Source organism: Symbiobacterium thermophilum IAM 14863 (assembly GCF_000009905.1).
GTDB classification, from domain to species: Bacteria; Bacillota; Sulfobacillia; order Symbiobacteriales; family Symbiobacteriaceae; genus Symbiobacterium; species Symbiobacterium thermophilum.
Window position 1 is genome coordinate 1,426,009 of the sequence record NC_006177.1, and the last position, 23,055, is coordinate 1,449,063.

Below are 23,055 nucleotides of genomic sequence, written 5' to 3' on the forward strand. Positions count from 1 at the left end.
AGGGCCTCCTCTCGGGGGATGGGGATCAGTGTGCGTGTGCACCGGCGGCGCGGCGCCCGAGCAGCCGGGCGATGCGGTTCTCGTCGGACTCCAGGTAGCACTCGATGCAGTGCCGGTCCTCCCGGTCCTTCATGTGGGGGAGGGCGCAGCGCAGGCAGCAGTGGGCGTGGACCATGATCTCGTCGGTGCGGCCGTCCGCCGTGAACTGCAGCCGCCGGGGCAGGCGGCGGGCGGGGAAGGTGCGTCCGGCGATGGCCTCTTCCCAGGCCGCCCAGGCGGCATCGAGGCCGGTGCCGGCCCGGCCTGCGGCCAGGAATCCGGCCGCCAGGAAGTCCAGTAGGATCCCCCAGCCCGTGCCGGGCGGCAGCACACCCAGGTCGTGGAGGCGGCGCATGAGCGGCTCCGCCAGGGCGGTGACCTCGGCGAAGAGGGCGTCTGCCAGGGCGGCGCGGTCCGGCGCCGTCTCGATCCCCGGCGCCCCGGCGGCGGGGTCGTCGGGCAGCACCACGGCCCGGGGCTCCAGCACGCGCAGCCCCGGGGGCCTGCCGCCGTGGGGGTGTCCGCCGTGGGGATGATGGCCGTGGGGATGGCTGCCCTGGCGGTGGGCGGCATTGCGCAGGACCAGGTTCTCCCGCAGCCGGATGACGCGCCCCTCGGCGGCGAAGAGATAGCCGGCCAGCCGGAGGGGGAGGAAGTGGGCGACCCGGAAGAGGCGGGTGCCGGAGAACGCGGGCGGACCGGCGAACTCGGCGGCGATCTGGTCCAGGAAGCGACCGATGAAGCCGGGGTCGTACAGCGCTTCGTAGCGGTACCCGTCGTCGCTTTCTTCGGGGTGCCCCCAGCGCACATCCGCGCGGGTATGTAGCGCAGCAAACCGCTCCAGGGAAGGGCGCAGGGGTGAGTCAGACCAGGTACCTCCAGGGATGTGCGCGGTGTCGTCCTGCATGCAGACTCCTCCTGGGTGGACCGGGCGGTGGTGCTGTGATTTCCCGTCCGGCATGAGAATGATTATCAGTCGCATTGGAAGTCTACCGGTACCCTTGGTTGCGGGTCAATAGGCAAGTTTGGCTCGCGTGCGCAGAGGGAGGCGGGGGTAGACCCGATCCGCACGGGGAGGGAACGGGAAAGGCCGCCTGGCGGATGGCCAGGCGGCCTGGAACGTAGTCGGGCCGGGCGTCGGGGATGGGATGGCTCTGCGGCGCCCGTGGCGTCTGTTCGCATTTCCTGTGGGTGGGTATGGTGGGGCCACAGGGCAGGATCGAGGGCAGCTGGTACTGCGCGATCGGCACATTCGGGATGTTGCGTGTTGAAAATTCCGCATAGTGGCCGTAGGATGGGTGTCAGGGGAGGGAGAGGAAATGCAGCACATCAGGAACCCGCGCTGTTTCCTGGTGTATGCGCTGGCCCCGGAGGGGGGCTCGCCGGCGGAGGCGAACCGGCTGCTGAACGCCTACGTGGCCGACGAGCGCCGGGGGTTGGCGGTCTTCCACGACCACTTCATCGGACGGCCCGGCGGGGTGGCGATCTTCTTTGCGGAGACGGCCGAGCAGCGGGCAGCGATCGCGGATCTGGGGCCGCTGGAGGGCTGGCACGTGGAGATCCGGCCGCTGATCTACTCGCGGAGCCCGGCGGGGTTTGACGAGCAGACGGCCTACACGCTGCGGGCGTATAGAAACGCGGACTGGGAGAAGCTGCGGGTGGAGCAGCGGCCGCGGTACGGGGATCCGGCGAGGGAGGCGGAGACGGCGGAGGAGGATGTGGGGGAGTAGCGCCGCACGCGGAGGGCGAAGGGCCTGCTTAGTGGTGACGTGACTGCGGTCTACACCAGAGGTGGACATCCCTGTCCGTAGAAGTGGAGCCGTTCAGCGATGGGCAACCCCGCCACCGGGCAGGTACAGTGTGCACCGACCTGATCTAGCAACGGAATAAGGTGCTGCCGGTATTCCCGGCCCATATGAAACTCGAACGTTAGCTCCGAGAGGTCTTTCCGTATCGACCAAGGAGTTGCACGAACACTGCGTTGGCCCAGTCTCGACGTTCGGCGACGGACATCGTTTTCAGCGTTCACTCGTAGGGTTCGAGCGGTTGGTCCAGGGTTACGAGGCCGTATTTGGCGGAGAGCACGTAGATGTCCTCTGCGTCGTGCTGTACGTAGGCCAGGGCCTTCCGGAAAAGCGGAGAAACTGAGTCAAGCTCCTTGGCTGGCGCGGGGTAGCTGGTTTTCAACTTGGTGCAGCCGAGCAGCGGGATTCGCGTGTCATGGCCACAGTCCCCCGAACGAGTAGAGTAGCGAAACGCTGGATAAGTACCCCTGCCTCTGGGTCAGCAGAGGCAGGGGTGTCTGCGCTTACTGGAGCAACTCGAACCAGGTCACCGCAACGGGTTCCCCGGGGTACGACGTCGGACTCAGCCTTTCCTTTACCCTTCTCACGTGGTCGCTGGACATCTTCTGCAGCAACTCGACCGACGGAAGCGGTTCCAAGGGAAGGCATACGTAACGTCCGCGCGGGGTTGGATAATGGAGCTCCCGCACCTCTTCCTCGCTCAGCATCAGGGGCGTTCCTGCAACCCTCCACATCTCAGCTGTCCTCATATGTGGCCCATACAGGACCACCAACTCCGCGGACAACACCCGGGAACCCGGCAGTACGCTGCCTCGTCGTCCACCAGTCCGCATGTTGTACAGGCGTTGCTCATGGATCCAACGGAGATGTTCCGGGCTTCGAACGTAGCCCAACAAAACAACCGTATCCGCAGGGGGCTTGGAGAGAAACGGGACGGCCGGATGGCTCGGTGCATCATAGGCGCTCCGCGTCGATTCCCGCAGCCAGAAGCGCAGTCGTTCGTGTTGTGTCGTCTGCGTTGCCACATGCGTCAAGACGTCATCGAGAAACTCGAACAGCCCCTCTAGCTCAAGTTTCGCGTGAATAACCCGGACTTCGTGCAATGGAAACCCATTGAAAAAGCATCAGTCAGAACCAATGATACATGGTGGGAGTGTGGCCGCTCCCAATCCACCATGTGGAGGTTCGACTGATGCAGTCTCATGGTACGACACCCAACATCGCTGCGCAAGCCATCAAGTCCACCACCCGACATGGTTTTCTCGTCGCTCTTGGCTGGGTAGCTCAAAGGCTCAACCTGGTTGAGATCCTGAATCGGCACCTGCGCATCAAGCAGAAGACCTACGCCCACACGCCGGTTGACAAGGTGGTCGAGGCGTTGGTTGCCATTCTCGGCAACTATCGCTACATGAAGGATCTCAACTTCGACCCTGAGCCGCTGGTCGCCGACCCTGCCGTAGCTCAAGCCTGGGGGCAGGAACGCTTTGCTCACTTTTCCACCGTCTGTGCGACCTTCAGCAAGCTGACGGAGGAGAACGTTCAGCAGCTTTCCGACGCACTCGCTGAGATCCAGGCCCCGCTGCTTCAGCAGGAGGTGGCTGCCGTAGCAGGTCCAGACCGCTCCGGAATGGTCATCGTCGACATTGACCTCACCGGCCAGAAGGTTCGGGGCGAGACCAGGCAGTACACCGGTACCGACTTCGGCTACATCCAGGGGAAGTTGGCCCGAGGCTATCAGATCGCAGCGGCCTTCCTCAGCGGGAAGCAGCAGCGCTTTGCCATCGACGGCCTTCTCAAGTCCGGCAAGGCCAACAGCCGTTCCGGCGCCTGCCTGCTCGAACTGATTCCCAGGATCGAAGCCCGGATTGGTCGTCCCCTGCGGCGAGTCGAATGGGTCGAGGCATGCCTGGCTCAGCAGAAGGCTCGGGTCAGGCAGCTGTATCAGCAACTGCAGACGGTATCAGGCAAGGGCAGCGCCCGCCGGAAGCAGAAGCTGCAGCGTGAGTTCCAGGAGGAGGTTCAGCACCTCCGTGAAGTGAACCAGCGACTCCGGCAGTACCGGCAGGAGAATCGGACGAACCTGGCTCCCCTCCGTATTCTGCTGCGAGCTGACAGCGCCTTTGGCACGCCGGAAGTGATCCAGCGCCTGCTGGAACTGGGGTATGAGTTCACCATCAAGTCCTACTCCGGGAGCAACGTCGCCTACAAGCACCTCTTCGACGCTGTACCGGCAGAGAACTGGGTTGAAGTCGAGAAGAACCGGTTTGCCTCCGAAGCCGTTACCGTACCTGGCCCCACTTTGCTCGCACCGTATCCGGTGCGACTGGTCGCCATGCGCCGCTGGGACGCCGATGGCCGGGAGGTCCGCAGCGTCATCCTGACTACGCTCCAGCCTGAGGAGCTCACCACGACAGAGGTCGTCAAGCTCTACCATGGACGGCAGACCATCGAAGCCGGGTTCCAGGAGTGGAAGGGCACGTTCCACTTTGGTACTCCTCGGCTGCGGAAGTATGAGGCCAACGCCGCCTTCACGCAGCTGGTCTTGTTCGCCTTCAACCTGGTGCGCTGGGCTTGGCGGTTTCTGAGCACGAACTCGCCCAAACTGGCCGAGGCGGGGAGTCGACTCTTGGTACGAGTAGCGGCCCGGTGCCGAGCAACCATTCGGTGCCTCGGCGACACGCTGCGGTTGGTGTTCAGCCGGGGTACTCCCCTGGCTGGAGCTGAGATTACCCTGAACCGGGCCACTCCCTACCCATACGCCCTTTTAACACCACGAATGTCGAGTTGTTCGCGTGAAACTTGAGCTAGACCGGTACCTTGCCCGTCCTTGGTCGGTCTCAGGGCAAAAGCGCCGAGTCCGGGAAGGAGTTCATGGAACCTGGGTAGCAGCTCTCGTTCCGTACCCGGGTAGATCACGTAGGCCCCGGCTGATCGGCGTATCGCGTCCCGGTACGCGTGCATCTTCAGAAGGTCGGCGCGTCTGGCCAACTGGCGGGACTCTGCCGTCTGTTCTTCATCCAGTAACCGACCTTCCTCTTCTTCGGTGCGGGGGTCCTCGCCAAAGAGTTCGGTGACACTCTCCACCCTATACTTGGCATCAAAATGGATCCAGACTTCATCGGGTTCGCCGTAGGTCATATCCGGTTTGATCCGGATGGAGTAGTCCGGGCGCATGGGGCGGGTCCAGGATCCCTGGTTTCCCGTGCGATGTCCAAAGGAACGGTTGAACCAAAGCTCGACCTGGAGCGTACGACCGAGGCGCTGGACGGTTCCCTTGATGGCTCGTGCCCTGCCACGTCGCAAAGCAACCCCCATCCCGTCCGGCCTTACTTCAACTAACTGACTGAGGTGAAACTCCTTCCCACACAGGCGCTCCATCACCTTCACCAGTTGGAGGAACACCCAGTACTCGTACAACGTCGCTACGTCCCGCTTACCAGCCCCATACACGTCCTCACCGCCGTCCCACGTGAGGAGGGCTGCAGCTTCAAACTGGAGGTAGGCCCGATAAAGGTCGCGGTAGCCTGATCGCTTCTGAAGCACTTGGCTGCCCGTCGGGAGAAATGTGAGATCCCCCACTTCGTGGAACAGGCCGGCCGATAGGATCGTCTGCAGCTGTTCGCGAACTGCCTTGACCTCCAGAAGTCCCCTCTGTACGGGGGCGGAGGGGGGAGCGCAGAGGAGCGCCTGCTCAACTTCCTCGGTGAAATTTCGCCAACCCGAAAGGATGAACTTGATGAAGCGGTTCTCTGGCGTGTCGAGCGTCTCCTCCGTCCGAGGGACAGCAATATGCTTAGGTAGGGCTGTGAAGGGCAGGGGTGTATCGCCGTACTCGCGTGGGCCTGGTCGTGCCAGACTCCTTGTCACGCGCGCACATGCCCGGATGGGCTGGCCGGGTTTCCGCCACTCCGTTTCCTCGGACCATGCCCGGTGGGGTTGAGCCAGGATTTGGTGAATCGCTGCCTCGAAGGCTTCCCCGGAGAAGAGCCACTTCAGCATGGCAAAGCGGGTGTACAACGTCGTGGCCTCTGCGGTCTGATCGAAGCGAAAACGCTGCTCGGTCGGCGCGAACCGCTCCATGATCAGCTCTGCCATGCTGTCCGCAATTTGCTCCAGCATCCAACGATACTCATTCAGATAGTCGAGTTTGAGAGACCGAACCTCGACGAGGGCCGTACCAAGCTGCCTTCCGCCGGACAGCACCACGATCGTCAGTGTGCCGGTGTAAAGCCCGGGGCGCATCCTGCCGGTTCGCCAATCGGCCGAGTCGGGAGAGAAAAGCTCCCTCGGCTCCACCCGGATGGGAAGGTCGAAACCGTCCTCCGGTTGGAACGCGTAACGGTACTCGGCACCCTCCAGCAGTTGGACTGGTGGGAGCGCGGGGTCGAGAGCGGGATCACCACGCAGGTCGATCAGCGGCGGCTGGGACGTCGCCTGTTGATGGTGACACCACTAGGAGTTTCCAAATGGCCACTGCTAATGCAGTCGCTGCTTTAGCACCACGAGGTTGGACTCCAACCTTTGAGCCGGGGATGATTATTCACTCCTCGGTTCTAAGGGCACGCAGTTCTTCCTGAAGCTCCGCCAAGTCCGCTTCCAGGTCTGCTAACCACTCTGCCTTGTAATCGGGAAACTCGGCATCTAACAGGACCTGATCGTTTGGCCCGTCAAGCCTTGTGACTTCGACCTCCAGGATCAAGTCGTCCCGATCTCTTGGAGCCGAACCCCAAGTGCTGAAAGAGTTCGCAACCAACTTCCACGTCTGGATTTCACCGGGTTCAATACCTCCGGGAATGGCGTAGTTGAAATCTTCCTCGACCCACGGGACGGATCTACCCGGGGACACGAGGCGGCCATGGAAATAGGCTCGCGCTACTGGGAACTCGGTGTTGTTCTGGACAGTGAGTTCGATGACAGGTTCCTCCCACCACCCGTCAACTGCCCAGTAGAACTTGGCGTTGGACACGACGAACTTACTCAACTTAGACCGAGACTGTTCGGCAAACTCCCTGTCCCGCCGCAGCTCTGTGAGCTGCTCCTCGATTGCTGCGATGCGCCTACGCAAACTCTCGGCCCGGCGGGCCCTGCTTTCCTCGGCATAACTGTTCGCCAGAAAACCGTCATCGAAAATGTCCAAGAGGCCGCTTTCGGCGAACACCGGCGTGGTGACCTTCCACTGCCCGTCGATTCTTTCCACCATGACTGTGCGCTCGACGGTAATGGTTGACGCATCTGATCTGGTGATCTCTGCGGTTAGGGAATCGACCAGGCGTTGTGTCATAGTTTTCTCATCCAAAGGTGTAAGCATGAACGCACTGGCAAATGCCTCGCCGAGAAGATTCGCCAAGACACGGCCCACAATCGGCCTTAGGTCTGGTGCGATTAGTTCTACCGGCACACGATAGCGGTCGTCGTCCTCTTTTTGCGCCTCACGCACAGTAAAACGAACCTGCGCCAAATAGGTCTGGACAAACCGGGCTTCAGCACTGTCATCGCCGTTCAGTTCAACCAACGCCTCCGTGCTGAGTTGAGCAGCCCGGTCAAAGTCGCCGATGGTGAGGGCTGTCAGGTACTCCTCCACAAGCCCAGCAGCATCTACCTGACCACATCCGCCGATCAGTAGTAGCAGCGCCAACATTCCTGAAACGAGCCTCGCTCGCACTCCCATCTCCCTCCATTCGCCAAAGCATTAGACCCGCAATTTCATGCTAGCGGACAAAACCATCAATTGCAACTCATCGGCGGAGGGCAAGCCCTCTTGGGGTCGACCCGTCTTCGAAGAAAATCGAGGACTGGGAGATCTTGGGTGTCCCATGACACATGAACTAACCCGTTCAAACGGGCATCGAACACCCATGAACGTGGTTTGGTGTTTCGATTTATACAGTAGCATTTTCCGCAGACCCTAGTAAGGCGGGGCGGCGTTCGGTGATCATGGGGGAGGTGTCTTGATGGTGCGGCGACGTGGTTGCAAGTTGGGCGGAGCGGAAGTGGTCACAAGTGCTGGGCCGCCTCTTTCGCCTCGCCGATGTCCTGCTGCATGGCAGCGTCGGTGGCCTCGGTGGTCGTCTGCAGTCTGTCCAGTGTGCCGATCCGTTTGTCGTGCTGGGTCACCGTTCGTTCCAGGGCGGACACCCTGGCCTCCATGACGGATGAAGCAACAAATGTGCGGCCCGCCCTTGCGTATTCCGGACGGATTCGACCACTCATTCCGGTCGAATCCGTCCACTTATTACGGATGAAATCGACCACCGTTTGCGGGGATAGTCGACCGCCCATTCCGGCCCAAATCGACCGGCTCGAATCCTAGAGCGAAGCGGCATGGTCGACCATTACAGGGTTTTGCCGGCTCCTCCCGAATTGTGGATAACATCTCCACACGAGAGGACGTGGGCAAGCCTTGGCAAATCGGAGGTTGTCGATGCGCAAGATCAGAGAGATCTTCGCTTGAAGTGGGAGGTCGGGCTCTCCGCCCGGCAGATTGCCCGGAGCCTCTCGATCTCGCACAGCACCGTGCTGGACATGCTTCGGCGGTTTGAATGCTCCGGCCTTTCCTGGCCGCTGCCGAACATCGACGACGCAGAACTTGAGGCCAAGCTTTACCCAGGAAACCCCCAAGGGCAAGTAGAGCGGCCCTTGCCAGACATGGCCTACATCCACCGGGAACTGGCCCGAAAAGGGGTTACCCTGTAGCTCCTGTGGTGGGAATACAAGCAGAATCATCCGGATGGGCTGCAGTACAGCCAGTTCTGCCAGCGATACCGGCAGTGGCGTTCCAAGCTCGATGTCGTTCTCCGGCAACCGCATCGGGCAGGTGAGCAGATGCAGGTGGATTTCGCCGGCGATACCGTGCCCATTCATGACCGCGAGACGGGAAAGGTTTGGCAGGCTTCGATCTTTATTGCCGTTCTGCCGGCCAGCAATTATACCTTTGCCAAGGCCTACCCGGCTCAGGACCTGCGTTCCTGGATCAAAGCCCACTGCGAGGCCCTGGAGTTCTTCGGTGGCGTTCCAGAGATCATCGTGCCGGACAATCCGAAGGCCGGCGTCACCCGCGCCTGCCGTTACGAACCGGATCTCAACCCAGCTTATCAGGAAATGGCGGCCCATTACGGCGCTGCGGTCATTCCGGCAAGACCCCGCAGCCCCAGGGATAAGGCGAAAGTCGAAAACGCGGTCCTGGTGGTGGAGCGCTGGATTCTTGCCGCCCTGCGGAACCACACCTTTTTCAGTCTTCACGACGCGAACCGGGCAATTCGAGAGGCCGTGGCCAGACTCAACGACCGACCGTTCCAAAAAAGTCGAAGGAACGCGCCGGAGCCTGTACGAAACGCTGGACAAGCCGGCGTTGCGCCCTTTACCGCCGCAGCGTTATGAGTTTGCTGAGTGGCGGAAAGCCAAGGTCAATCTCGACTACCATGTCGAGGTCGACCGCAACTACTACAGTGTCCCGTACCCGTTGGTTGGGGAGACGGTGGATATCCGCCTCACGGACGGCCTGGTGGAAATCTTGCACCGGGGAAAACGAGTGGCCTGCCATTCACGGGCGACCGGCCGTGGACGGTCCGTCACCCAGATTCAGCACATGCCAGCCTCCCACCGCCGGCATCGGGAATGGACCCCGTCCAAGTTGCGGCGTTGGGCGGAATCGGTCGGACCCCACACGGCGCAGTTGGTGGTGACGATCCTGGAGGAGAAGCCGCATCCGGAGCAGGGCTTCCGGTCGTGCCTTGGCATCATCCACCTGGCCAGGAAGTATGGCTCCGACCGTCTCGAAGCGGCCGCCGCCCGGGCATGTGCGGCCCGGACGTTCAGCTACAGCAGTGTGAAGTCCATCCTGGCCCATAACCTGGATCAAGCGCCGCTGCCTGGCCCGCCGGACAACCAAGCCACTCCGGTGCATCCCAATCTGCGGGGCCCCGACTATTACGCAGGGGGAGGGCCGTAACGAATGCCCTTGCAGACGACGATTGAAAGGCTTCGGGAAATGCGGCTTCGCGGCATGGCTGACGCCCTGGTGCGCCAACAGCAGCAACCTGAACTCCAGTCCCTGTCGTTCGAGGAACGTCTGGAACTCCTCGTGGATCAGGAATGGCTCGACCGGCAAAACCGGCGCCTGGCTCGGCTTCTCAAAGAGGCGAAATTCCGCGTGGCCGCATGCATGGAAGATGTTGACTACCAGCATCCGCGCGGCCTGGACCGAACCGTCATGCGGAGCCTCGCCGCATGCCAGTGGGTCGAGTACGGCCAGCACATCCTGATTGCTGGACCCACCGGTGTGGGGAAAACGTTTATCGCGTGCGCCCTGGGCAACGCCGCCTGCCGGCACGGCTACACCGTTCGCTACTACCGAGTGCCGCGACTCCTTGCCGAGCTGGCTACCGCTCGGGTTGATGGCTCCCTTCGCCGCATCCTCAACACCCTGGCCCGGACCGATGTACTGATCCTGGACGACTGGGGTCTCGCTCCCATCTCTGTGGCGGAATCCCGAGACCTTCTCGAAGTCATCGATGATCGTACACAGGCACGGTCGACAGTGATTGCCTCGCAGTTGCCGATCGAAACGTGGCACAGTGTGATCGGCGACGCTACCGTAGCCGATGCGATCCTGGACCGCCTGGTACATGGTGCGCACAAACTGAACCTGAAGGGGGAATCCATGCGGAAGATAGCGAACCTCCACCATGGGCTAGCGCTGCCCAGCCATCGCCACTTCGCTCCATCCCCTCAGTGCCACCGCGCTGGCCGGATGAAATCGGAAACGGCGGTCGACTTGGATCAGAACCGGTGGTCGGCTTGAACCGGAATCACTGGTCGATTTGACCGGAATACGCACTTGATCAAACACAAACCATGATGAAGCAGTAGAGCTTGAGCCGGCGACCGTCTACCTCGATGTACCCAAAGTCGGCCCAGTCCACCTGCGCCTGCTTTCCCGGCGGTGTTTCGAACCGCACGGTAGCCGCAGCCTTGGCCATGGGCCGATAAGGCGCCATGAATGCCCGGACAATCCGAATCTTGCCTTTGAAGCCCCGCTGCTGCAGTAGATAGAGCATCTTTGATGCGTTTGTGACACCCTTCTGCATCTGCTCCAGAATGAACGCCTTGTGCTGGTCTAACATGCTGGAGCGCTTACGCTTCGCCGGCTTGGGCATGGCGTTTGTGCGTAGCCACTTACGGATGGTCTTGCGGTCCCTTCCGGTGCGGCGGGCGATCTCAGAGATGGACAAACCGGCCGCATACATCTGCCTGATTTCCAAAGTTTCCCCACTCCTTAACATACAGGCACCTCCAACTGGCCAGGTTGAGATGCCCGATATGTTCTAGGGGTGGGGAATTTTATCTTGCCGATATTGGGGATTTTAACACTGCCGCTAACACCCGACGAGCAGACCCCGAGGATCATGGCATTAGAATGCGTCCGGTTGGTGTCCTTGCCCAGGGGTTTCACTTGCCACTGCGACTGAACGCACGCTACCGGATAATGTTAGTAAAGGGCTGCCGCTGGTACTTAGATCGCTGCAGTGCTAGGCTCTCCACGTCATGTTCCATGTCATATTCATGGAGGGTTGCTTTGCTCCGTGGCCAGGCTCCAGGCGACCTTGGCCCGGTGAACGGGGAGGCCTGGCCTACACCCGAGGAGCGGGGGTCGAAGCCGTGGAAAGAGTGCCTCAGCGAGAATCAAGCGACGAGCAGCGCAGTCAGGATGAGCACCAACAGAGCGATAAGGATGGGTAGGAGGCATCCACATACGGCAGCGGAAGCTGCCGCTTTTTCTTCAGTAGGTCGCTCCGCCAATTGACCCCGTTCTCGGTTGGCAGGCGGACCGGTGTAATGGGGTTCTGGCGTGCCTCTTGCCCTGGGCCGTGGCGTGAAGGTTTCGTTCAGGAGCTGCGCCCGCCGAATGTTGCCAACCGCAAAACTGCGATACTCGCCACGAAAATGGCAGTACGCTTCCAGAATGTACCCTGAACCGGCCGGGGTTAGCGAGGTGGGCTCCACTACCCGCTCCGTGACGTCCTGCCGATAGGCCGTGTAATAGCGCATCCAGACGCAACGTCGCTCTGCGATGGCTCTCTCCAAGAGCCGGAGAATGGCGGTGTACTCGGTCGCAAGCTCACGGGCGTCTGCCGTGAGGGCCTTGGCGGCGGATCGGCGTGAGCGATTCCTCGTCGACGCTTGCGATCTTGTGCTAGCGCCCGAGCGAGGCCTGGACCCTGCCTTCGATCGGTCATTCGAGCTTGGCCATGCCATCGCGTCCGCCTTGGCCACCTGCGCCTCTGCTAACCTGCACTGGTGTACGATATCGGTTCCGAAGTCAAATGCAACCCACTGCCCAGCCGGCATCTCACGCAGGCTCAGTGGTGCCCCGCAGTACTTGCACTTTCGATAGATCGCCATGGCCCTCATCCCCGAAGTAATGTCCTGTCAAGTCCGCCGCAGAGATTCACCATAAGGCAGCTGACCTTCCGCGGCCTGCTGGGCGGCCTCTCCCAACAGGCAGTAGTTGGCCACCACGCACTCCGCACATCTGGGGCAGCGGGCCGTGCAGATCTGCTGACCGTGGGCCACCAGGTTCACGTGCAGCACGTACCCCAGGTGGCCCGGGACGATGCGGGCCAGCTCTCGCTGTGCGGGGCGGTGGGCCAGCCGGGCGTCGATGACGCCCATGCGCTTTAGCACCCGGATGCAGTGGGCGTCCGCCGGGAACACCGGCCGGTCCAGGCCGTAGAGCATCACGCACAAGGCCGTCTTCATCCCCATGCCGGGGAGCGACATGAGGAACGCCAGGCACTCGTCATCCGGCCACTGCCGGAGCGGTTCAAGGGTGACGGCACCGAAGCGGTCGCGCAGCAGGCCGGCCACCGCCAGCAGGTGGCCAGCTCTGATCTCCTCCAACCCGCTCCCCCAGAGCAGCCGGACGAGCTCCACCTGCGTCAGCCCGAGCAGGCCGTCCCAGCCACGTACGGTGGCGCGGAGCCGCTTATAGACCCTCGCCGCTGTCCGGATTGGGGTCTTGCGGCTCAGCATCAGGTAGAACAGGCAGTCGGTCGGGTCGGTGGGGTTGCCGTGCCGGGGACTGCCATACCGCGCCGCCAGCGCTCGGCTTAGCCCTTCCCAGTCCACGGATCATCCCTCCGCCTGCTGCCCCGCCAGTGTCCAGTGGGGTCCCTCCAGCTCGGCGATGAGGGGGGAAGGAGCCCGACGCGGGTGCAGGATCACCAGGCAACGCATGGCCCGGGTCATCCCCACGTACAGCGTGCGGCGGGCGGTCTGCATCTCCTCGTCCCGCTCCTCCGGGTCCATGTCGGCGGGCAGGCGGGGGAAGTACCGGGCCGACAGCCCGGCGATCACCACCACGGGGAACTCCAGTCCTTTGGCCGCCTGCAGCGTCAGCACCTTCACCGCGTCTGTCTTCAGGTCGAGCTGGGAGCCGCGCATGAACCGGGCCTTCAGCCCGGCCCGGGTGAGCCCTTCCTCGGCCTGCTGACCCACGGAGGAGGAGGGGACCAGCACCGCGGCGGCCCCATGGTTCATGCGCACGTACCGGGTCATCTGCCGAATGAAGTCGGCCGCCTGCTCCCACTGCTCGGCTTCGCTCTCGTACGTGGCCAGTACGGGCGCCGGCCCCGTCACGGGCGAGTCGGTCTGCAGCGACTCCGGGTCACCCGCCCCGCTCTTCTCCAGGAAGGCGCGGGCGACCTCGGCGATCTCCCGTGTAGAGCGGTAGTTGCGCCGGAGCAGCTTGGCCCGGCCGCGGAAACGTAGCCGCTGGTGGACCAGCTGCCAGCTGAACCCGCGGAAGTAGATGGACTGGGACGGGTCGGCGGTAACGTAGATCCCTCGCTCGGACTCCGCCAGTTCCACCAGCAGGGAGAGCATGGCGGGGGTGAGGTCCTGCGCCTCGTCGATGACCACCGCGTCATAGCGCTGGCCGCCGCGGCCGGCCCGCACATGCTCCAGGGCCCGGACCCTCAGCCGGGACGGGGAACACAGTCCGTCCCGCTCCAGTTCCGTGCAGAAAGCGGTGTAGAGCTCCCACACGGCTCGACGGGCTGCCTCGCCCAGGGCGATGCCTCGGCCCGTCCGGCTGGCGGCCAGGTACTCGTCCAGACTCTTGAGGTTGCGTCCGTCGATGATCCACTCTATCTCATCCAGCACATAGTCCGGCCGCAGCCGGCGGACCGACTCGGGCAGGTGGTCCTGATGCCGATCCATGAGGCGCGCGATCCGGGCCTCCAGGTCCTGGCGGTCGGTTACCACCCGCACCGGCTCCAGCCGGGATACGATGTCCTCGGCCACGCCGTCGGACGTCCGCACTGTCACTAGGTTGCGGTTCTCGCCCAGCAGGCTCTCCAGTAGCTGCTCCGAGAACCGCGCCAGGGCAGGGGTGTAGGTGGTGAAGAGGATTCGGGGCGTCTGTCGGCCGGTTTTCAGTCTGTGCTCGATGAGCCGCTGCACCCGGTAAAGTGCCACCGTTGACTTGCCCGTGCCCGGCCCCCCCTTGATGAGCACCGGGCCCTCCAGGGCCCAGTCCACCAGACGCTCCTGCGAGGGGTCGAGCCGGAGCAGGAACCCGATGAGGTCGTCCTTGTGGTACCGGTCCAGGTCCTTCGTGCTGAAGACGGCCAGGTCGGGCTGCTGCATGACCTCGTCGATGGGGCGCGGGAACAGGTTCTCGACCACCCGCTCGATGTAACGTGGGTCCACCTCCGCGTTTAGCAGGTCGTCCTCTGTCCGGCAGGCCAGGAGCGCCGGCTGGGCCTCCGGCGGCACGCCCAGGGAGTCCAGCCACTCGGCGGTGATGGGCCGCGGCAACTCCCGTGGAGTGGCCTCCTGCCCAGGCGTCCAGGCGGGGCGGCTCCCCGCACCCTGGAACAACAGCTCGTCCAGGTCAGGATCTTCGATCGTCTCCGGCATGAACGTCGGCTCCTCGTACGCCACATCCCGCCTGTAGGCCTCACGGCGGTGCCGGATGCCGAGCAGCCGAATCCAGGTGGTGCCGAAGCTATAGAACAGCCGGTAGTCGCCGATGCGGAGCCGATACACGTCGGGCCACTTTCCGAGCTTCTTCTTGCTGTGGCCGTCCGGCAGCGGATCCTGGCACAGGAAGTCGATCTTCTCCCATACCTGGCTGGCCATGTGCGCGGGCAGCGCGCGTAGCTCGGCCAAGCACGAGGGCTTGATGTTCATGTCCCTGGCAAGCGCCATGCCTTACTCCTCCTGGCTGCGATCGTATTCCACAAGCACAGCGTCACGGACTAGCGCGGCGAAGTGGCGGTCGATCTCATGGGCGACCTGCCCCTGAATGCGCACGCCGAACTCGATGTTCTTGTCCAGCCCGAGATGCGTCAGGTTGGCCGAGGTAACTAGTAGGTCACGACTGTCGACGACCAGTAACTTCGCGTGCAGAGAGGCCTTTGGCACGTCCGGCCGCCCCGTCCACCGGAGCAGGCTTAGCGGGATTCGCTCCGGCCACAGGTTGAGAAGGGTATCGTGGTTCTTGCCGTCGTCGTGCAGCGCGATCGCCACTTGCACCCCCTGTGCCGCCCTGCGCGCCAGCGCCAGGACGAGGCGCACGGCCTCGGGGCTTTCGCCAGTGAGGGCGTAGCCCACGAGCAGGATCCGCGCACGGGCTCCCTCAACCATCTCCTGCATCACGGCCAGTGTGGAGCGGGCCTGGACCCCAGGCGGGGCGTAGGGGCCGGTCCACACTGGGCTAATCCGTGGGGCGCGCCTCTCGGCGCGGGCGCGGGTCGCGTGAGCAACCCCCAGGGCGAGCGCGAGGGCCGGACCCGGGACGGCGGTCGCCCCGGTCGCGGCCCACAGCTTGAGGAATGGTGCCAGCAGGTGATCGTCGATCCGGTGCGGGGCGAGCAGAGTGCGGACCTCGTGGAGTGTCGTGCCGGGGCCAATGCGCTCCGCCGCCAGCAGGGCCCGCAACGCTGCCAGGGCGTCATCCCCAGCACTCTCGGCCAGGGCGACTAGGCTGAGCTCCAGCTTCGGGTTCATCACAACACGCCTCCGAAGAACGCAAGGTGCGGATTCGACACGGTGGGCACCAGGAACGATCGGTCAAGGAAGCGGTTGGAGCGTTCGCAACAAGTCTCTGCCAGTAGCTGACAGGCGTGGCACGCAGCACCGTTGAGGTCCCCGTGCGCCTCGGGCTCGTGCTCGGCGCACAGCGGGTCACTGGAGCAGTACGAGGCCTCCTGCAAGGCGTGCCAGAGCGCCTCGCCGAACCGGTCGGTCTGCCCCTGCTCCACGAGACCTCCGAGGCTCCCCTCCGAGTCCGGAGTCGCGGTATAGATCAACACGCCCGCCATTTGCTCATCTGGCGTGTTCCGGGCGTAAATCCGCTCGCGCAGGGCTGTGGTCGAGTAGCCCGATCTGATGCCTAGCTGCCGGATGAGGGCATGGGCCAGCGAGTGCAGGAGGACGTAGCGGGCGCCTGGGAAAGGCGGGTGCGGGTATATGTTTCGGTCAGTGCAGTACTTCTTGTGCGCCTGCGCCATGGCATCCGCTGCGTCCTTGACGCGTTCCTCCCAAGCACGCACGGCGTCGAGGTTCAGGGTGAAGAAGATGCCCTCTCCCCGCACCATGATCCCTGGCAGCCACCGCTTACCCTCGGGCTGCAGCGGTCCCAGGAACGCCCTGCGGGCGGTTGACCGGGTCTCCTCGTCACCGGTGACGATGGCAGTGATATCGCTGGGTGGGTCGATGCGGGTGAAGCCCGCTAGGACCCGCACCTCTCTAAGCCGCCGAACCTGCACCAGCCGGTCGATTAACCCCTCGAAAAGGGGCGGCACCGGCTGATCTTCCACCTCGAAGTCCTGCTCAGGGTCGGAGTAGGGGGTGGAGAGCAGGGCCCGGTACTCGGGAAAGAGCAGGTCCTGGTCCGGTCCTCGTCTCAGCTTGCGCCTCTCCTCCCAGGCAGTCCAGATTTGCTCAGGCGTGAAGAGCTCTCGGACCTCCCTGTTCACCCAGCGCCACGCCTGATCCCGGAACTCCTCGAACGAGGAGGCCTCCTCCAGCTGGTCGCGCACCTTGTCGAGGTAGTCGAACTCGGGTCGGGTGTAAGGAGGAATGGCCAGCGCACTCTCCACGATGGGGAAGTACGCGTTGGACGCACCGCGCAGCAGGGCCCGCGGCGTCTCGTCGCATAGTTCTGTTGCGTCCCGGCCCAGCCACGGCCTCCGGCCTGGGCACCGCCCCAGGACCTTTCCAGCGTCCTTGCCGAAGGCGTCTCCCAGCGAGCGTCCCTTCTCCGGGCGGCACGAGCAGCGTACCACCACGTCCCGGATCGATCCGCTGGTGCCGCTCTCGTCCAGGGTGAGCCGGCCCTTGTCGCCCAGTGGACACGGCTTGTCCCGGTGCACGAAGGCGTGCCAGGGGAAGTCACTCAGGTGGCCACTGGGGCAGGCGATCATGAAGCGCACTGGGAAGACGCGGGAGGCCTCACTGACCTTGTCGGTCTCCTTTTCCGTACCCTTGTGATAGCAGTACAGCACGCCGTTGCGGTCTGCGACGAACCGGTCGTAGCGGGCCAGCGTGCGGCAGTCGGGGCAGACCATGAACGTCGGGAAACGGAAGACGGGCAGGTTGGGCTCCTTGGGGTTCCGCGGGTTCATGGGCGGCGCGAGGACCCGGTCGATCATAAGCCGCGCCGTCAGCCGGCTCTCCGGAATGGGCTGGCACAGATCCTCGTCCCAGTGGTTGAGGCCGGCCACCAGGACGGACAGGTCGGGAAGGTCGACGATGGCGCCGGGTCCGAAGGTCGTGATGAGCTGGCTGGGGCGCATCTCGCCCACCTTGCGTCGGTCGTCCATCAGCCTCTGCCCTCCCCTTTCAGATAGAGTCCCAGCGGGGTCTCCACGTCCCGCATCGAGTTGGGCGCCGCGAACAGGTCCCGGGTGGAGCGCTTCTCCTCGAGGGGGTAAAGGACGTTTGGCGCGACCCGGTCCCCGGCGTAGACTAGGCCGCCAGCCTCCGCGGCCTTGTGCCAGGTCTCGATGATACGGTCGACGTCCTGGACGACGTCCCCAAGCTCGACTCGCTGCCCGGAGTCGCGGACCCGGTCGAGGACGCGCTGCCGGATGGCCTGCACGGCTACATCGGTGGCCCTGAACTTCTGGGCTGCGCGGCGGGCTGTCAGCGAGCGGATGCCGTGCCGGCACATGGTGACGAAGGCGCCTGCGAGCGCCCGGTCCCGGGCCCGGGAGGAGAACGGCGTGACGCTGATTGCCTCCACATACCGGTAGAGCGCCGCGTGGTAGCTGTAGAAGCGCTCGTAGTGGGAGACATCCCGTGGCCTGGCCCAGTTGTACACGGTGATGACCAAGCCCGGATGGGTGCGGCCCACCCGACTTGTGGCCTGGATGTACTCGGCCGTGGTCTTCGGCTGCCCGGTGACGACCATAAGGCCGAGCCGCGGCACGTCGACGCCGACGGAGATCATATTGCTGGCCAGCACCACGTCCACGGGCGGCTTCTCCGGGTCAGGTGGGTCCAGCAGCGGTCGTTCCAGCTGGTCGAGCAAGCGCGGAACCTGGCTGGAGTCGACCCGGCTGGTCAGCTCGGGTACCGTGTCGGGCAGCTTCCGGGCGACGAACCGGTACTTCTGTCCGGGGCGGTCGGGGTTGGCCAGGGTCTTCGCCATGCGGGACCGCACGTCGTCCTCGATGAGCCGCACGGCGCCGCCCAGCTCACGCAGCGAGTTGAAGTAGCCGACCATTGTGAAGTATGGGTCCAGGTCGGCGGCGCTCGCCTGTATTGCGCCGACAGAGGCGAGGAGCGCGGCGTACACGCGCACGAGGGCGGTCTTGACGGACCGGCCCGGTGCGAAGATTCCCACGTACATCCGGCCGGAGGCCTCCTCCAGCGGCACCTCCTCGGCGAAGAACGAGTGGCCGGCCTCCAGGCCGGGCGGCGGGAACACCACCGCGCGCCGGTTGAACAACCCCTGTACCTGAGACACCGCGTTTCGGATGGTGGCCGTGGAGGCGATGACCTTCGGGCCTACCTGCTGGCCGTCGATCTCCCGGCTGCAGAGGTAGTCGATCGCCGTCTCGTATACGCCGACCATGGTGCCCAGCGGCCCGCTGATGAGGTGGAGCTCGTCCTGAATGATCAGCTCCGGGGGCAGCAGAGGACGGCAGTCCGTGATCTGTTCTTGCATGTTCTGTGCAAGCAGTGTTGCATGCCGCCTGGCGGCTGTCTCTTCGCTCTCGCCGACGGCCGCGAACCCCCAGCCGGGGATCCAGCCCCGCACGTGTCCGAACAGGCTGCCCGTCTCCGCTATCCATGGGAGCCGGGCGAACTTGTCCACCGTCCCGATGACCAGAGCCGGCGCGAGCCTGTAGATCTCCTCGTCCTCCACCAGGGCGGGGATGCCGTCGGGATTCTTCAGCCTGTGGAAGTCACAGCCCTTGCGGGAGCACCCGATGATGAGCCGACGGGTCTTCTTGTGCGGGTAGTAGTCGGATGAGCGCAGCGGTGCTCCGCACCACGGGCACGCGACCAGCTGTACGGGCGTGGGCCCCGCGTGATTCTTGTCGGTTAGGGCCTTCGCACACTCGTCGAAGTCGTTGGGCGTCGAGTTGCCGCCCACCCAGAGTCCGATACGGAAGGGTTCGTGGCCCCAGGTTTCGGGGTCCTCCCGGCGGATCAACTCGCAGGCGCAGATTAAGGTGGCTGCACGCTGGAACTGCTGGATCGTCAGCAGCCGGAGGGTGTACCGCATGATGATGGCGACACCGGCATCGCCTCGCATGCCGTCTACCTCGCCTCGCAGCCGCCTGTAAGCGAGGAGGAAGGCTGCAAGGCCCAGGTAGGCCTCGGTCTTACCGCCGCCGGTCGGGAACCAGAGCAGGTCGGCGTAACTCCTCTCCTTGTGGGCAGGCTCCACCACGCTCAGGATGTTGACGAGGATGAATGCGATCTGGAAGGGCCGCCAAGCGCTCTTCAGCGGGATGGGCGGCGTCCTCCAGACTTGGGCATCCTTGCGGGCCCGGCGGGCCCAGTCCGCCTGGGTCCGCTGCCAGGCCATGGCCCGGTTGGCGAACTTGAACGCCTGAAAGGCCTTCGGGTCCGTCCTGAGGCGCCGGAGGCCCGCTTCCATACGCTCGGCCGCTTCCTTGCAGAGCGCAAGGTGGTCCTCCGCCTGACGTTGCAACTCATGGAGCAGCTCAGATCGTAGCTCTTCCAACTCCCGTTCCCGCTGCTCGAACCAGTTCCAGTACGCCTCGATCAGCGGGTTCAGGTAGTCGAACAGTCTGTCCTCATCGGGCACGTCAGCCAGCTTCTGCATGTCCAGGACCGCGCTTCCTTGATCTTGCTGCGCCACGATGAGAGGTACGGTGTAGTCCGGGATGGTAACCGTCTCCAGCTTGACAGCCCGGTCGAACCGCCCGGGCGCCAAATCCCAGCGCACAGCTGTGCCGTGGCCAACGGCGAACACCTGTGCCTTGCGGTACAACAGCTCGTCCTGCCGTTCGTCCAGTCTCTGCCCCTCGGGTACCTGCAGCCGGCGGGCGGAGAAGACCGGGTCGCCCTCCTCCGGCGCGGTCACCTGTATGACGGGCTGGAACAGGCACAGCTCGTCCTCCGGCCCTTCCGGTCTGTTGTAGCGGTTGACCAGGAACAGACTGACGGCGGTCCTGCCTTCCAGAGGCCGGGCCAGCCACTCGATTTTCGGGCCGGGGGCGTCCGTCGCCGGGTAACTGCGCCGCTTCCCGTCGGCGATGAGCGGCACGGTGGCTTCGATCGCATGGGGGACTCGGAGCCACCGTTCTAACCGGGTGCTGCCAGCCTCCCGGTGCTCCTCAGACTTCCGGTACATCCCCCACGACGCGCGGACTCGCACCCTATCGCAACCCGGTTCCACCACGAAGGAGAGGCCGATGGAAGACGGGTTCAGCGCCTGGGCCAGCGGCGCTGAGAGGTCCTGCCCGCTGTGCGACTCACCCTCGTCGTCCATCATGTTGTCAGTCAGGTCGTCCTCAGCGGACTCCATGGGCGTACCGCGCGGCCAGAGGATGCCGCAGAGGTACCGGCTGGAGGGGCTCTCGCCAAGCTCCTCCTCGTCGTCGTTGGGTCCCACAAGCTCCTTGCGCAGGCGGTCAAGTAGCTCGGACCGCACCCGCTCCTTGGCAGTGTCCTTCATAGAGGGCTGCCCCCCTTTCACTAGCAAGCTACAACCTATCTCGACAATTCTGCAGTTGATCGTGCAAGACCTCTCGGGACATGGGAGGACTCCGACAGTTGAAAGTTTAATTCCATGAAAAAGACGGTGTCCAACCTGGGGGTGGCTGAATGTCCAGGGGCTTTGCCCTTCTCGGGTGGCTGAATCCGGCGCAGCGGCAGGCGGTGACGGCGCCGTGTGGACACCTGTGCATCAACGCGGCGGCAGGCACCGGCAAGACCACCACCGTGGCCGCGCGCATCCTGTGGCTGCAGTTGGTTCAGGACGTTCCGCCGGAGGCCATCCTGGCGGTGACGTTTTCGCGCGCCGCACGCGCCCACTTGCTAGACAGAGTGGAGGCGTTCACACGCGTCCTCGGAGCGGGCGGTGCGGTTCCGACGTTCACCCTCCACGGCCTGGCCTATCGCATCCTGCGCATCGCCATCGGGGCGGGGGAGACCTGGCTTCGTCCCGGGTTCGGTGTGATCTCTGTGGGCCGGGACCGCATCAACCCTCTGCTGCAGGAGCATGCGGCGGACTTGCTTGGTGACCTCTCGGATCCTTGGGATCTACCCACCCGGGTCGAACAGTACTCCCGGGCGCTGGATGCCGTGCGCCAGGGCTGCGCCGACATCGAGGAGGGGTTGCCGCTGGAGCCAGACGACCTGCCGGACGGGGTGCTCTATGTTCCCGCGCGCATTGAAACCCCTAACCTTCGGAAGGTTTGGAGGCGCTACAACCGAATGCTGCGTGCCCGCAACTACCTGGACTATCCCGGCATGGTCACCGAGGCGATTCTCGCCCTGTATCGGGAAGGTAAGACCCTGCAACGGGCGCGAGCCAATCTGGAGTACATCATCGTGGACGAGTACCAGGACACCTCCCGGGCCCAGGAGGAGTTGATCCAGCTTCTCGTTGGCGAGCGGACCTCGGTCACCGTGGTGGGGGACAGTGATCAGGCGATATACACCTTCAACGGTGCGGACATCGGCAACATCCTCCACTTCGCTGAGCGCATCTTGGAGACGGGCTCGGCGCTTCCCGTGCTGGAACCGGTACATCTTGTCGAGAATTATCGCTCCAGCGCCTGCATCTTGGATGCTGCAAACCGGGTACTGGACCGCATCCACGGTCCTGGGCGGAAGCAGCTTGTCCCCTATCCGGGTACAGTCGATGAGCCCGTCGAGTCTTACAGACGCCGGAACCTGGAGGTCGTGCGGGTCCACGCCGGGAGCCTTGACCAGGCGGCCTTCTGGGCGGCTTCGGAGATCGCCCGCCTTGTGACCGAGGAGGGGATCGAGCCGTCGGACATCGCCGTCCTGGTCCGAAAGGATACCGAGCATGCACCGCAAGGTAGGGCAGTGCGCCTGGCGCTGGAACGGCTCGGTATTCGGGCTGAGGAGCAGGAGCGGGACCCGATTCGTAGCTCGCATGTGTACGAGGTGGTGCGGGACCTCTGCGGTGATCCCGACTACTATGGTGAAGACATCGGAGATATGATCGAGCGTATAGCTGCCGGCGAGTTCAGGGACGCCCTCGGCGACGTGACGCCCGACGAGGCCACAGCACTCCTGCGCGAGGCGCAGGCGGCCGGGGCTGAGTTCGCGGGAGAGGTGGTGGACTTCGTCTTCGAACAGGGCGCGCCGGATGCGACCCCCGCCTCCCTGGAGGGCGTGCAGGTCCGCACCATTCACTCGGCTAAGGGTCTGGAGTTCCGTGTGGTGTTTCTCATGTACCTCTCTGACCGGGAGTTCCCGCACGGTGCACATCCCGATGTTGCGGAGGAGCGGAGGCTCTATTACGTGGGACTTACCAGGGCCCAGGAGCGGCTCTACGTGTTGGGCCAGCCCGGTGTTCGTAACGAGGACTTCTTCGGTGCGATCGACGGGTCCGGCGTGGTCACGGTCCACGTCGAACCCTGGCGTGATCGCTCGCCTTCTTCAGAAGAAGCGGTGGATGACGAGACCCTCCGCCTGATCCAGGAGGCCCGCCGCCGTCAGCACGACATGTTCCTGAGGAGGCCGTAGC

The 23,055-nt window shown here is 63.9% G+C and carries 15 protein-coding genes and 2 pseudogenes; 5 read left to right on the plus strand and 12 right to left on the minus strand.

What is annotated here, in order from left to right:
• Positions 1 to 25: 25 nt before the first annotated feature.
• Positions 26 to 946: a hypothetical protein gene (locus STH_RS06565; RefSeq protein WP_043713639.1), complete on the minus strand. Its 921-nt coding sequence runs from the start codon at positions 944 to 946 to the stop codon at positions 26 to 28.
• Positions 947 to 1,358: 412 nt separating this feature from the next.
• Here STH_RS06565 and STH_RS06570 point away from each other — a divergent pair, with 412 nt between their 5' ends.
• Complete coding sequence (locus tag STH_RS06570) at positions 1,359 to 1,769, plus strand: hypothetical protein (RefSeq protein ID WP_011195419.1); 411 nt, start codon at positions 1,359 to 1,361, stop codon at positions 1,767 to 1,769.
• A 295-nt stretch (positions 1,770 to 2,064) separates the two neighbouring features.
• On the opposite strand, the gene STH_RS19925 is transcribed toward STH_RS06570, so the two are convergent.
• Positions 2,065 to 2,250, minus strand: coding sequence for a DUF6884 domain-containing protein (locus STH_RS19925; protein ID WP_420834789.1), 186 nt, complete (start codon positions 2,248 to 2,250; stop codon positions 2,065 to 2,067).
• A gap of 738 nt (positions 2,251 to 2,988) precedes the next feature.
• Between STH_RS19925 and STH_RS06580 the strand changes: the two genes are divergently transcribed.
• The gene (locus tag STH_RS06580; protein ID WP_011195423.1) at positions 2,989 to 4,647 is read left to right on the plus strand and encodes a transposase; all 1,659 of its coding nucleotides are present in this window, start codon (positions 2,989 to 2,991) and stop codon (positions 4,645 to 4,647) included.
• Here the strand turns inward: STH_RS06580 and STH_RS06585 are convergent.
• The 3 genes from STH_RS06585 to STH_RS19215 all read right to left on the minus strand — a co-directional run bounded on the left by STH_RS06585 (position 4,593) and on the right by STH_RS19215 (position 7,979).
• Positions 4,593 to 6,086 carry a restriction endonuclease-like protein gene (locus STH_RS06585; protein WP_148205507.1) on the minus strand — a complete coding sequence of 498 codons (1,494 nt, stop codon included), beginning with the start codon at positions 6,084 to 6,086 and terminating at the stop codon, positions 4,593 to 4,595. The two genes, STH_RS06580 and STH_RS06585, sit on opposite strands and share 55 nt — an antisense overlap.
• A 298-nt stretch (positions 6,087 to 6,384) precedes the next feature.
• On the minus strand, positions 6,385 to 7,506 hold the full coding sequence (locus STH_RS17060; RefSeq protein ID WP_148205508.1) for a hypothetical protein: 1,122 nt from the start codon (positions 7,504 to 7,506) through the stop codon (positions 6,385 to 6,387).
• Between the two features lie 332 nt (positions 7,507 to 7,838).
• Positions 7,839 to 7,979 (minus strand): hypothetical protein, encoded by a 141-nt coding sequence (locus tag STH_RS19215; RefSeq protein WP_207635393.1) that lies wholly within the window; start codon positions 7,977 to 7,979, stop codon positions 7,839 to 7,841.
• A gap of 286 nt (positions 7,980 to 8,265) precedes the next feature.
• On the opposite strand from STH_RS19215, the pseudogene istA reads away from it, so the two are divergent.
• Together istA and istB are read left to right on the plus strand one after the other, a co-directional pair.
• Positions 8,266 to 9,792, plus strand: a pseudogene (istA, locus tag STH_RS06595) (IS21 family transposase).
• Positions 9,793 to 9,795: 3 nt separating this feature from the next.
• Positions 9,796 to 10,512 (plus strand): annotated as a pseudogene (gene istB, locus STH_RS06600) (IS21-like element helper ATPase IstB); the annotation flags it as partial.
• Positions 10,513 to 10,684: 172 nt separating this feature from the next.
• Here istB and STH_RS06605 read toward each other — a convergent pair.
• The 7 genes from STH_RS06605 to drmA all read right to left on the minus strand — a co-directional run bounded on the left by STH_RS06605 (position 10,685) and on the right by drmA (position 21,009).
• The gene (locus tag STH_RS06605; RefSeq protein ID WP_158506859.1) at positions 10,685 to 11,104 is read right to left on the minus strand and encodes a helix-turn-helix domain-containing protein; all 420 of its coding nucleotides are present in this window, start codon (positions 11,102 to 11,104) and stop codon (positions 10,685 to 10,687) included.
• Positions 11,105 to 11,525: 421 nt separating this feature from the next.
• Entirely contained in the window at positions 11,526 to 12,254 is a 729-nt protein-coding gene (locus STH_RS19930; RefSeq protein WP_083765989.1) for a WYL domain-containing protein, read from the minus strand.
• Between the two features lie 18 nt (positions 12,255 to 12,272).
• Positions 12,273 to 12,971 (minus strand): endonuclease III domain-containing protein, encoded by a 699-nt coding sequence (locus STH_RS17065; protein ID WP_011195433.1) that lies wholly within the window; start codon positions 12,969 to 12,971, stop codon positions 12,273 to 12,275.
• A gap of 3 nt (positions 12,972 to 12,974) precedes the next feature.
• Positions 12,975 to 15,056, minus strand: coding sequence for a 3'-5' exonuclease (locus STH_RS06615; protein WP_011195434.1), 2,082 nt, complete (start codon positions 15,054 to 15,056; stop codon positions 12,975 to 12,977).
• 3 nt (positions 15,057 to 15,059) lie between these two features.
• Positions 15,060 to 15,857, minus strand: coding sequence for a DISARM system phospholipase D-like protein DrmC (drmC, locus tag STH_RS06620; RefSeq protein WP_011195435.1), 798 nt, complete (start codon positions 15,855 to 15,857; stop codon positions 15,060 to 15,062).
• Positions 15,857 to 17,674, minus strand: a complete 1,818-nt coding sequence (gene drmB / locus STH_RS06625; RefSeq protein ID WP_011195436.1) for a DUF1998 domain-containing protein — start codon at positions 17,672 to 17,674, stop codon at positions 15,857 to 15,859. The genes drmC and drmB overlap by 1 nt, the downstream gene beginning before the upstream one ends.
• A complete protein-coding gene (drmA, locus tag STH_RS06630) occupies positions 17,674 to 21,009 on the minus strand; it encodes a DISARM system helicase DrmA (RefSeq protein ID WP_043713648.1) in 3,336 nt (1,111 codons plus the stop codon). The genes drmB and drmA overlap by 1 nt, the downstream gene beginning before the upstream one ends.
• A gap of 149 nt (positions 21,010 to 21,158) precedes the next feature.
• On the opposite strand from drmA, the gene STH_RS06635 reads away from it, so the two are divergent.
• Positions 21,159 to 23,054: an ATP-dependent helicase gene (locus tag STH_RS06635; protein ID WP_011195438.1), complete on the plus strand. Its 1,896-nt coding sequence runs from the start codon at positions 21,159 to 21,161 to the stop codon at positions 23,052 to 23,054.
• The last annotated feature ends 1 nt before the right edge of the window (position 23,055 follow it).

What these genes read in the sequence shown, in the direction of transcription:
- STH_RS06565 (WP_043713639.1), bottom strand. Translation starts at nt 946, where the DNA reads ATGCAGGACGACACCGCGCACATCCCTGGAGGTACCTGGTCTGACTCA.
- STH_RS06570 (WP_011195419.1), top strand. Translation starts at nt 1,359, where the DNA reads ATGCAGCACATCAGGAACCCGCGCTGTTTCCTGGTGTATGCGCTGGCC.
- STH_RS06580 (WP_011195423.1), top strand. Translation starts at nt 2,989, where the DNA reads ATGGTGGGAGTGTGGCCGCTCCCAATCCACCATGTGGAGGTTCGACTG.
- STH_RS06585 (WP_148205507.1), bottom strand. Translation starts at nt 6,086, where the DNA reads ATGCGCCCCGGGCTTTACACCGGCACACTGACGATCGTGGTGCTGTCC.
- STH_RS19930 (WP_083765989.1), bottom strand. Translation starts at nt 12,254, where the DNA reads ATGAGGGCCATGGCGATCTATCGAAAGTGCAAGTACTGCGGGGCACCA.
- STH_RS06615 (WP_011195434.1), bottom strand. Translation starts at nt 15,056, where the DNA reads ATGGCGCTTGCCAGGGACATGAACATCAAGCCCTCGTGCTTGGCCGAG.
- drmC (WP_011195435.1), bottom strand. Translation starts at nt 15,857, where the DNA reads ATGAACCCGAAGCTGGAGCTCAGCCTAGTCGCCCTGGCCGAGAGTGCT.
- drmB (WP_011195436.1), bottom strand. Translation starts at nt 17,674, where the DNA reads ATGGACGACCGACGCAAGGTGGGCGAGATGCGCCCCAGCCAGCTCATC.
- drmA (WP_043713648.1), bottom strand. Translation starts at nt 21,009, where the DNA reads ATGAAGGACACTGCCAAGGAGCGGGTGCGGTCCGAGCTACTTGACCGC.
- STH_RS06635 (WP_011195438.1), top strand. Translation starts at nt 21,159, where the DNA reads ATGTCCAGGGGCTTTGCCCTTCTCGGGTGGCTGAATCCGGCGCAGCGG.